The 3,216-nt window shown below is 44.5% G+C and carries 2 protein-coding genes and 3 pseudogenes; 4 read left to right on the forward strand and 1 reads right to left on the reverse strand.

Features of this window, described 5'->3' with window-relative positions; all coding sequences use genetic code 11:
• Nucleotides 1–800: 800 nt before the first annotated feature.
• Nucleotides 801–1,415 (reverse strand): annotated as a pseudogene (locus P0O24_RS12315) (transposase); the annotation flags it as partial.
• Between the two features lie 125 nt (nt 1,416–1,540).
• Here P0O24_RS12315 and P0O24_RS12320 point away from each other — a divergent pair.
• The 4 genes and pseudogenes from P0O24_RS12320 to P0O24_RS12335 all read left to right on the forward strand — a co-directional run.
• Nucleotides 1,541–1,891 (forward strand): annotated as a pseudogene (locus P0O24_RS12320) (transposase); the annotation flags it as partial.
• A 63-nt stretch (nt 1,892–1,954) separates the two neighbouring features.
• On the forward strand, nt 1,955–2,398 hold the full coding sequence (locus tag P0O24_RS12325; RefSeq protein WP_316970048.1) for a hypothetical protein: 444 nt from the start codon (nt 1,955–1,957) through the stop codon (nt 2,396–2,398).
• 10 nt (nt 2,399–2,408) lie between these two features.
• Nucleotides 2,409–2,783, forward strand: coding sequence for a hypothetical protein (locus P0O24_RS12330; protein ID WP_316970049.1), 375 nt, complete (start codon nt 2,409–2,411; stop codon nt 2,781–2,783).
• 164 nt (nt 2,784–2,947) lie between these two features.
• Nucleotides 2,948–3,216: pseudogene (locus P0O24_RS12335) on the forward strand (hypothetical protein); the annotation flags it as partial.

Here is a 3,216-nt window from a genome sequence, read left to right on the forward strand (position 1 = left end):
GTTTGGATTAATGGTGAAACGCATCTGAAGATAGCGAATCTGAATGATAATCTTGTTAGGATTATTCGATTGTTGGGAAAGGATTGTGAAAAATACTACGGATTGGAGGGTTGATGCGGAAAGCCGGCAGAACCACAAGCTCCTCAGCATCGCCGCGGAGAACCAGGAGGTTTAGCCTCCGGCGACCTGATCGCCGCGCCCCCGATTTTTGCGACTTCTCTTCTGGATATTTGAGACGGAATCCTCCGATATCTATCCTCCTCAAAAACTCTAGCCTACCACCAATGAATACCTGAATTCAGAGAGGTACCCGGCGGGATAGCTGTAGTAGCATGGGTACTGGCAGTATGGGTACTGGCAGTTGTACGGGTAGCAATACCAGGTGTAATAGCGGCTGCTGGGGTAGTAATAGTCGTAGTAGTAGCTGCCTGGGTAGAAACCGTAGGGATAACTCGGTCGGCTGTAAAATGATTCGTAGTTCCAGGGATTGAGCCAGTCTTTGGAGGGATGCTTCCATTGTGAAGATTTCTTTGAATGATCCCAATCTTTGTACCCCGAAGCCTCTACGGCCGCCATTGTGCAGAGCAATCCGACTGCTAGCAGAGGAAGTACCATTATCGCCTTAATAACTAACACCCCAAATAATAAGGGCCACCGGAGTATTTAAGCGTATTGCTCCTGTCAATCTCTTTTGGGAGTGGGCGGGCCAGGCTCCCCATCTTAGGGGAGGGGCGAGAGCTCCGGTCGAGCTGGAGACTGCGTCTGCAATCCAGGAAGAACATGCTCAATAAAGTTAGGACTTACGCAGTTAGCGTGGCTGAGACATTATAATTTAGATATTTTATATATTCTTTTATAGCATTTCGAATGACACTTTGCTTGCTCTCGAACCAGCTTCGAGCAGTTCTGATTCTTTCGACTTCTAATCTCAGAAATGCTCTTATTGAGAACAGTATATGTGTCCTCTGGGATTTCCCATTCCGCGCTTGACATCGTTCTACGCCACAAAACCGTTTTATTCCGCGATGATACTCTTCTATTTTCCAAGATCTTTTTGCCAGCTCTTTTCGATCTGGTTCTTCCATGTCGATCAAGTCAGTTGCCCAATGTTCTTCGTCACCGTCTTTGGAAACTATCCGGAACACTTTGACAAATCCATAACCCTTCAGGTGGACATTTCTACCATCTGAAGGAATGTCTATTGTTGAGATCTGAACGTTTTTTGTTTTATCGGGATTTACCAGTCGATTTTTCTTGAGTCGAGTTAGCCAATGCCACCCATGGCCACGGATTTTTTTGAGATTATCTAAGCTGGAATACCAACTGTCGAAGAGAACGAAATCGGGTCGGAAGCCTAGTTCCTTTGCTTTTTCCAACATGTCCTGGAGGTGATCGTTCTTGGTCTTTCCATCATAGGACTTACGCAGTTGACGGAAGATATTTAGATGATTCGGTCCATCCAAATACAAACACAAATATGAGGTGACGTATAAAATTGAATCCACCCAAGTGTTGCGACCTGGACTATATCCACTTTCTGATGGCTGCTGCCAACGTTTTTACGTGTACCGAAGCAGCTCGATGTTATCCGGAGGGGTCAGATTCACCCTCCCACGATGCATTTACTCGACTTCTACAAAGATGGCCGCCAGATACGGAGGCATTGTGGATCGAATCATCACATCTCGTTCGGCCTGGTGAAGGGATCTTAATCGTGGACGATACCACTTTAGACAAGCCTTATGCAAAAAAGATGGATTTAGTTTACCGACAATATAGTGGGAAGCATCATAGTGTTGTTAATGGGATCAATATTACTACATTGGTATGGACAGATGGAAATTCCGTGATTCCTGTTGATTTTCGGATCTATGACAACTGCAATGATGGGTCGTGTACTTGTACGACTGAATAATTTATATATTACCACCTCCAATTATGATTGGGTGTAGCGATGGAGGAAAAGTTGGATTTATCTAAATTCTGGTGCTGGGAGGAGGATTGCCCCGATTATGGGAGAACCGGTGCTGGAAATATATTTTTGAAAGAACGATACGGGAAGGATAATAGAGCTCTTCTCAAGTGCAGGACCTGTGGTCATTGCTTCAGCGAAACTCGCGGAACGCCGTTCTTCGGCTTAAACACATCGATAGATGAAGTCTGCCGAACTTTGGCGCTGATTCCCGAAAAAGGAAGCATTCGCGGTGCAGCTCGGGCATCCGGCTATAGCATTAGCACAATCTGCAGGTGGATAGATCTCGCTGGCAAACACTGCAAAGAAGTGAATGATTATTATTTGAAGAATCTCCGTCTCGATCGCGTGCAAGTAGACGAGATATGGTCATATATAAAAAAAGGAGAAAAACGTCGATGCCAACGATTCGAAAGAGTACGGTGATATTTATAGTTTGACTGCAATTAAACCTGATACAAGGCTATTCTTAAGCCATTGTGAAGGAAAAAGAACCGCAGAAGATTGCACCAGACTATTCAGCGACATTGAGAAGCGTCGCGCAATTGATTCACCAATCCCTGTATTTACATCCGATAACTGGGACCCTTTCGAAGAAGGTCTTCTCAATGTCTATGGCTTCCTTGAGATGCCACACTATTGCGGTATCGGGAGAAAGCCAAATCCGGTTCTTGTCCCCTACCCTAACTTGAAGTACGCAAAGGTCTGCAAGAAAAGAAAAAACGGGCGGATCATAGAGGTGATACAGCGTATCGTTTATGGCAATCCGGAGGGTAACTATTCAGCCTCCTTTTCAGAATACCCGAAATAAGCGTGAAAAATGGATGACGATATATTCGTAGTCAATATCTAGATTTAACCGAAAAATTTATGATATATAAAAGCTTATTTTTTGGTGAAGGGAGATTAAATTTGTCACGTCCAAGGAATACCGAGGATCATGATCATTCAGCACCGCCACAAGATCCATCTCAAATTTCGCCCCTCAGCCGGGAGGAAATTTTAGGGATTTATGATAGAGGACCCGAAGCCGTAATCGACCTTGTCGAGAGCTTATATGCTATCATTATCCTGCAGGAAAAGCGAATCGCGGAACTTGAAGAACGTGTAAGATCGCTGCATGGGTCATCGGTTAAGGAGTTTAAGCTACACAATATTTCCATTTTTCACACGAATTATGCGTTATCTAGATTTGATCCGATTTCAAGACTGACTTGCTGTAGCCTCTTTGACCAAGCCAATCT

Source organism: Candidatus Methanocrinis alkalitolerans, from assembly GCF_029167205.1.
Classification (GTDB): domain Archaea; phylum Halobacteriota; class Methanosarcinia; order Methanotrichales; family Methanotrichaceae; genus Methanocrinis; species Methanocrinis alkalitolerans.

Excerpts from the sequence above, each read along its gene's own strand:
- P0O24_RS12325 (WP_316970048.1), top strand. The coding sequence starts at position 1,955 with ATGGAGGAAAAGTTGGATTTATCTAAATTCTGGTGCTGGGAGGAGGAT.